The sequence below is a fragment of the Halorubrum sp. Eb13 genome (genome assembly GCF_002252895.1).
Classification (GTDB): domain Archaea; phylum Halobacteriota; class Halobacteria; order Halobacteriales; family Haloferacaceae; genus Halorubrum.
This window is the reverse complement of record NZ_NHPE01000106.1, coordinates 1-6,824: the sequence shown is the minus strand read 5'-3', so window position 1 is coordinate 6,824 and position 6,824 is coordinate 1. Positions and strand designations below refer to the sequence as shown.

The 6,824-nt window shown below is 67.2% G+C and carries 9 protein-coding genes; 7 read left to right on the top strand and 2 right to left on the bottom strand.

Annotation, left to right across the window (positions count from 1 at the left end; all coding sequences use genetic code 11):
• The 4 genes from DJ75_RS12400 to DJ75_RS12385 form a co-directional block, all read left to right on the top strand.
• On the top strand, positions 1 to 293 hold a 293-nt coding region (locus DJ75_RS12400; protein WP_254921980.1), incomplete at its 5' end, for an ADP-ribosylation factor-like protein.
• On the top strand, positions 293 to 706 hold the full coding sequence (locus DJ75_RS12395; RefSeq protein ID WP_094524766.1) for a DUF2073 domain-containing protein: 414 nt from the start codon (positions 293 to 295) through the stop codon (positions 704 to 706). The genes DJ75_RS12400 and DJ75_RS12395, both read left to right, overlap by 1 nt.
• Complete coding sequence (locus tag DJ75_RS12390; RefSeq protein ID WP_094524765.1) at positions 707 to 1,480, top strand: Zn-ribbon containing protein; 774 nt, start codon at positions 707 to 709, stop codon at positions 1,478 to 1,480.
• Positions 1,481 to 1,745: 265 nt separating this feature from the next.
• Positions 1,746 to 2,927: an aspartate kinase gene (locus DJ75_RS12385; RefSeq protein WP_094524764.1), complete on the top strand. Its 1,182-nt coding sequence runs from the start codon at positions 1,746 to 1,748 to the stop codon at positions 2,925 to 2,927.
• Between the two features lie 113 nt (positions 2,928 to 3,040).
• Here the strand turns inward: DJ75_RS12385 and DJ75_RS12375 are convergent, their stop codons facing one another.
• A complete protein-coding gene (locus DJ75_RS12375; RefSeq protein WP_094524762.1) occupies positions 3,041 to 3,550 on the bottom strand; it encodes a hypothetical protein in 510 nt (169 codons plus the stop codon).
• Positions 3,551 to 3,920: 370 nt separating this feature from the next.
• Here DJ75_RS12375 and DJ75_RS12370 point away from each other — a divergent pair, with 370 nt between their 5' ends.
• Positions 3,921 to 4,790, top strand: a complete 870-nt coding sequence (locus DJ75_RS12370; RefSeq protein WP_094524761.1) for a hypothetical protein — start codon at positions 3,921 to 3,923, stop codon at positions 4,788 to 4,790.
• Positions 4,791 to 4,802: 12 nt separating this feature from the next.
• On the opposite strand, the gene DJ75_RS12365 is transcribed toward DJ75_RS12370, so the two are convergent.
• Positions 4,803 to 5,381: a hypothetical protein gene (locus DJ75_RS12365; protein WP_094524760.1), complete on the bottom strand. Its 579-nt coding sequence runs from the start codon at positions 5,379 to 5,381 to the stop codon at positions 4,803 to 4,805.
• A gap of 85 nt (positions 5,382 to 5,466) precedes the next feature.
• On the opposite strand from DJ75_RS12365, the gene DJ75_RS12360 reads away from it, so the two are divergent.
• Both DJ75_RS12360 and DJ75_RS12355 read left to right on the top strand, forming a co-directional pair.
• Positions 5,467 to 6,039 (top strand): magnesium transporter, encoded by a 573-nt coding sequence (locus DJ75_RS12360; RefSeq protein ID WP_094524759.1) that lies wholly within the window; start codon positions 5,467 to 5,469, stop codon positions 6,037 to 6,039.
• A 143-nt stretch (positions 6,040 to 6,182) separates the two neighbouring features.
• Positions 6,183 to 6,737, top strand: coding sequence for a magnesium transporter (locus DJ75_RS12355; protein WP_094524767.1), 555 nt, complete (start codon positions 6,183 to 6,185; stop codon positions 6,735 to 6,737).
• Positions 6,738 to 6,824 lie beyond the last annotated feature (87 nt).

The following is a 6,824-nucleotide window of genomic DNA, read 5'->3' as shown; positions in this document are numbered from 1 at the left end:
CCGTCGACGTCCTCGCGGAGGCGATGCACTGGCTCCGCGAGGACGTCGACGGAGTCATCTACGTCCTCGACTCTTCCACGGACCCGTTCACGCAGGTGAACACGATGCTCATCGGCATCATCGAGTCGCAGGACCTCCCGGCGCTGATCCTCGCTAACAAGACGGACCTTCCCGGAGCGAACGTCCAGCAGATCGCCAACGCCTTCCCGCAGCACGAGACGATTCCCCTCTCGGCGCTCGAAGGCGACAACATGGACGAAGTGTACACGAAGATCGCGGAGTACTTCGGCTGATGCCCGGACCGACCCCCAACGTCGACGGCGACGCGTCGCCCGACGACACGGACGACGGCGTCCGGATCGACATGATAAGCGGCGCCCGGATGGAGGGGCTCACCGGCATGGAGAAGATCCGCCTCATTCTCGACGGCGTCCGCGACGGCAACATCGTCATCCTCGAGGAGGGGCTCTCCCCCGACGAGGAGTCGAAACTGATCGAGGTGACGATGACCGAGATCAGCCCGGACGACTTCACCGGAATCGAGATCGAGACGTATCCGAAGGCGGAGACGACCGACCAGAGCTTCCTCGACAAGCTGATAGGTCGAAAGTCGGCACAGAAGCTCACCGTCATCGGTCCGGCCAACCGGATCGAGACGCTGCACAAAGACGAGAACCTCATCAGCACGCTCGTCTCCCGAAAATAGATGCCTCACCAGTGTACCACCTGCGGCCGGACGTTCCCCGACGGATCGAAGGAGATGCTCTCCGGGTGTCCGGACTGCGGTGGGAACAAGTTCCAGTTCAAGCCCGCGGGCGCGACGACTGACGAACCACCGACGACTGACGAACCACCGACGACTGACGAACCCCCGACGACTGACGAACCCCCGGCGACTGACGAACGCGCGACGGGGGAAGACGCGGTGACGGCGGAGGACGCGACAACAACGGACGATCGATCTCCCCGGAGCGGCGACCTCGATTCGACTGATCCCGACGGCGTCGGCGACACCACCGGCTCGACCCCCGTAGACGCGTCTTCCGCTGCCGACGCGTCTTCCGCTGCCGACACTGACCCCACGGCTCCCGACGCCGACCCGGCCGACCCGGCCGACCCAACCGACTCGACGACCGGGACCGAACACGTCCGCGAGCGCAGCGAAGAGGACGTTGCGCAGGCGAGCGCCCGCTCCGACGTTGTCTCGCCCGACGAACTCGACCGAGCGAGCCACCCAGTCGACTCGGAATCGGGCGCGGACACCAGAGACTCAACCGACTCCGAGGGGCCTCGTCCCGACATCGGCGAGCTCCGGGACGAACTCAACGAGCAGTTCGAGAGCATTCGGATCGTGAGCCCCGGAAAGTACGAACTCAATCTGATGGAGCTGTACGACCGGCAGGAGTACATCATCTCGCTACAGGAGGACGGCAGATACGTCATCGAGATGCCCGACGCGTGGGGCATTCAGGACGAGTGACGCCGACGGAGTTCCGACGAGAGCGCTACTGACCGTACTCCACCGAAAGTCGTCGCTCCCGCGAACTGCACGTTCGGGCGACCATTGTCGAAGTGAACACAGTTATGCGGCTTCCTCCGCTACGGGCGCTCATGTCTACTGATCACGCTTTCACTTCGGGGTCTCGAGCCGTCTCTCGTCCGATCCGATGCGGCGGCACTGACTTGCGTTCTCGTTCGATCCGACGCGACGACACCGCTCGGAGTTCTCCCCACGGGGTGTGCGTATGCGCGTAGTTGCTAAGTTCGGCGGTACGAGCCTCGGTAGCGGGGACCGCATCGATCGGGCGGCCGACTCCGTCGCGAACGCGGTCGAGGCCGGTCACGAGATCGCCGTCGTCGCGAGCGCGATGGGATCGACCACCGACGACCTCCTCGAAGACATCACGTTCGAGACGGACGACGCCGACCGCGCCGAGATCGTCTCGATGGGCGAGCGAACCAGCGTCAGGATGCTCAAGGCGGCGCTGTCGGTCCGCGACATCGACGCCGTCTTCCTCGAGCCGGGCCACCCCGACTGGCCGGTGATCACGAACGAGCTCGGTGAGGTCGACATCGAGGAGACCAAGAAGCGCGCGCACGCCATCGCGGAGCGGCTCGACGGCGTCGTCCCGATCATCACCGGCTTCCTGGCGGAGGACCACGACGGCAACGTCACGACGCTCGGTCGAGGCGGGTCCGACACGACCGCGGTGATGCTCGGCAACTACATGGACGCCGACGAGGTCGTGATCGTCACCGACGTCGAGGGGGTCATGACCGGCGACCCACGGGTCGTCGAGGGCGCCCGGAACGTAGGTCGAATCACGGTCGACGAGCTGCGGAACCTCTCGTTCCGCGGCGCGGAGGTCGTCGCGCCGTCGGCGCTCTCGTACAAGGACGAGGACCTGTCGGTCCGCGTCGTCCACTACCAGCACGGCGACCTCCTCAGGGGCGGCACTCGGATCGAGGGGCAGTTCGAGAGCCTGATCGACATGCGCGAGGAGCCGCTCGCGTGTCTCACTATCGCCGGGCGCGCGATCCGCAACCGGTCCGGCATCCTCTCGCAGCTCGCGAACTCCCTCCGCAAGGAGGAGATCAACATCGACGCGGTCGCCTCCGGTATGGACTCGGTCACGTTCTACGTCGACGTCGACATCGCGGAGACTGCCGAGGCCCTCCTCCACGAGGCCGTCGTCGACGACGAGGCGCTCTCGTCGGTGACCGTCGCCGACCCCATCGCCGTCATCCGCGTGACCGGCGGCGAGCTCCCGAACCAGCCCGGCGTCATCCAAGAGATCATCGCCCCGCTGGCCAAAGACGGGATCAACATCATCGACTTGATCACGAGCGCGACGTCGGTCGCGGTGTTCGTCGACTGGGCCGACAGGGAGGAGGCGCTCGAGATCGTTCAACAGCGGTTCGACTGATCGCCAGTCCGTCCGTCACCAGTCCGTCCGTCACCAGTCCGTCCGTCACCAGTCCGTTGTCAGTCCGGTTCGACGACACACCCGTCGGTACCGGAGCAGGACCCCTTTTCGATTCAGTCGTCGTTCCGACCGTTCAACTCCTCGAACTCGATCCGGTATCGGGTGGTCCGTCGCCCCTCGAACCGCGGGCCTCTCCCCGCGGCCGCGAACCCTGAGGCCTCGATGACTTCGCTCGTCGCCTCGTCGTTCGGGACGACGACTTCGACGCCCATCTCCTCTCGTCGCGCGAACCGCCGCGGCTCCTCGAACAGCCGTTCGACCGTCGACCCGTTCCCGTCGAAGTCGGTCACGTGGACGGTGTCGCCGCGAACGTCGAACGCGACGAAGCCGAGCACCGACTCCCCGTCGTCGCCGTCGTCGCTCTCGTCGTCATCGCCGGCGCCGTTCTCGTCGCTATCGGCGGTGCCGCTCTCATCTCTATTGCTGTCGCTACTCTGATCGCCGCCCTCAACCGCGACCCGAACCGACCGGTCGTGGATCATATTTCTCGCGACTTCCCGCGGCCGACCGGTGACCGATGCCAGCGCCTCGGCGTCTGATTCGAGTGCGTCACGAATCCGCATACCACGGCTATCGGACGGATCCGTATAAACCCGCTGTCGAACGGTCGCCGGAATCCGTCGAAAACACGTCGGTTCCACCCGAAACGTCCCCGTCTGCACGAACCGTTTCCCATCTGGACGAACCGCCTCCAATCTGCACGAACCGTCTCCCATCTGGACGAACCGCCTCGTGTCTACGCGGACCGCCTCGCGCCTACACGGGCCGCCTCGCACCCGAACGACCCCCTCGCGACTGTCCGAAGTAATATAGATTTAAACGACCGGCGACCCCAACATCCGACATGAGCAAATCCACTACGATCGTGGTCGGTACGATCGGTGTCTCGGCGGCCCTGTCCGTACTCATCATCCTCTCGTACGTGCTCGGCTGATGTTCTCGTCTCGGTCGCTCGACGATGACCTCGACGCGGTCCGTGAGGAACACGCTTCCGGCTCTCCGGTCCTCGACGTCGACGCCGACTTCGAGACGCTCCCGCCGGCGGCGGCCGAGGACCTCGGACTGTTCGTCGACGGGCTCTCGCCCGCCTCCTTCCCGGCGGCGTGGCTCCCGGACGAGGCGCCGGAACTCCTCCGGCGGTACGCCGGTTCCGCGTTCACCGTCGGACTGCCCGGCGACGGCACCGTCGTCCGGACGACCCAGACCGACCCGCAGACGGTGCTCGTCAAGAAGCGGGCGGAGGGAACTCCGGACGACTTCCTCGCGTTCCTGATCGCCGACCGGCTGGTCCAGGTCGGCGTCTCGCCGTCTCCGGGGTCGCTCCCGGACGACGCCTTTCCCGACCGGCTTCCCGAGAGCTTCCTCCCGTTCTTCGGCGAGCGCTACCGCGACCTCGACGCCGCGATCCGCCGACCGGATCCCGACACCGGCGCCTCGACCACGAGCCACGGGCCGAGCGACGTCTTCCAGGTCGCGGCCGCGCTGTTCGACGCGTGGATCGGGCTGTACACCCGCGACGTCTTCGCGTCGTGGCAGGGGACCCGCCCACGGCTGTTCGACGCCTGGGTCGACGCCGGCGATCGCCTAGAGGGTCGGCTCGGGGACCTCTCGGGCGAGGTCGCCCGCGGGGAGACCGACTTCGCGAGCGCGACGGAGTACGCCTGCTCCGCCTTCCGTCACGGCCTCGACCTCCCCGCGCCGTTCGCCGCGCTCGACACCGCCGCCTACCGCGACCGCGGCGCTCCCTACGCGGTGAAGTGGGCGGAGAAGACGTTCGAATCGATGATCGACGACGGCGCCTGACAGGATACGATCCTAGATGTCGAAGGTGACGTTGCCCTCGCCGTCGAGCTCGATGACGCCCTCGAACAGCTCCCGGAACCGATCGAGCGTCGCGACTTCGTGGACCTCCTCGGAGAGGTGGAAGATCCCGACGGCGTCGTGCTCGTCGAGGAGCGCGAGGATGTCCGCGGCCGCCTCGAACACCGCGTCGTCGTCTGCGTAGTACGCCATCTCGGTGAGCGAGTCGACCGACACCCGTCGCTTCCCCTCGTTCTCCGTGAGGAACCGCTCGACGCGGTCGACCACGCCGTCGAGGTCGTCGGGGGCGGAGACGTAGAAGACATCGTCGCTGGAGCGCCGCGAGTAGCCCCGCTCGACGGAGAGCGTGTCGAGGATCGTCGCCTTCGTCTCGTCGACGTCGTAGTACTCCAGCTTCTGTTCGACCTCCCGCGCGGTGGTCCGCGTGGAGACGACGAGGAACGCGTCGGTGTCGGTCTTCAGGAAGTCCGTGTCGATCCGGTCCGTCTCGCCGATGCTCGGGTGGACGAGCAGCAGCCCCGTGCCGCCCGGAATTGTTTCCGGCCCGTTCTCGATGGCGAGCGAGTAGTCCATGCGATCGGAAACCGCCCGACCGACTTAACGATGCGGGCCACGTCGTCCGACCGGTTTTTGAGCCTCCCTCGCGTCGGGATGCACGATGGCCGGCCACGACACCGCACGCGACGTCTACCGACAGGCGCTGCCGGTGATCCTCGTCAGCCTCGTCGCCGGGCTGTTCGCCGGCACCATCCTCGGCTCCGAGACGATGCGCGCAGGCATCTCGGAGGTCCCCGGCCTCCTCCTCCTGCTCCCGGCGTTCCTCGCGACCCGCGGCGGCGTGTACGGCTCCCTCGGGGCCCGACTCTCGACCGGGCTCCACCAGGGACTCATCGAGCCCCAATTCCGGCTCGACCGGCGGCTCAGGAACGCGATCCTCGCTTCCTTCATCAACGGGATGAGCGTCTCCGTCTTCATCGCCGTGGTCACCTACCTCTGGCTGACGCTCCTCGGGACGGAGGGGAACCTCCTCCAGCTGGTCGGGATCATGGTCGTGGCGGGGTTCCTCTCGGCGACCCTCATGATCTCAGTGCTGATCGCCGTCATCTTCGTCGGCTACCGCCGGGGGCTCGACCCGGACAACGTGATCGGCCCCGTCGTGACGACGCTCGGCGACGTGTTCGGCGTCCTCTTCCTCCTCGTCGGGATCTACGTCGTGGGGGCCGTGCTGTGACGGACGCAGACGCGGGAGGCGGCTCGGCGTCCGATTCGGGTGGCGGCTCGACGTCCGGTACGGGTGGCGGCTCGACGTCCGGTACGGGTAGCGGCTCGACGTCCGGTTCGGGCGGCGGCTCGGCGCCCGGCGCGGAGACCACGATGACCGACGAGTGGTCGATCGGTCGGATCGTTCGGACGATGATCCCGCTCCTCGCCGCGCTGTCGGTGCTCCAGCTCGTCTCGGGCACCGTCCTCGAGACGTACGAGGCGGTGCTCGTCCGCAACCCGGCGCTCCTCGTGTTGGTGCCGGTCCAGATCGGGACGGCCGGGAACCTCGCGTCGATCACCTGTTCGCGGCTCACCACGCAGCTCTACCTCGGGACGTACGAGCTGGACCCGTCGAACCCCGACCTCAGGGCGAACGCCGGCGCCGTGTTCGCCTTGGCGGGGACCGTCTTCGGCGTCGTCGGCGTCGCCGCGTGGGCGATCGGCGTCGCGCTCGGCGGCACGCTCGGGCTCGGACAGGTGCTCCTCGTCTCGCTGGTCTCGGGGATGCTCCTCGCCGTCCTCGTCGTCGTCGCCAGCGTCGCCGCCGTAGAGGCCTCGTACCGGATCGGGCTCAACCCCGACGACACGACCATCCCGGTCGTCACCAACGTCTGCGACATCGCCGGTGTGCTGATCCTCTTCGCCGTCGTCTCGGTCGTCGTGTGAGTTCGGACGCCGGTGAGAGCGGACGGCGCTGTCGCCGTCCGAGCTCAGAACACGCTGTCGGCGGTCGCGGCGCCGACGACGCTGAAC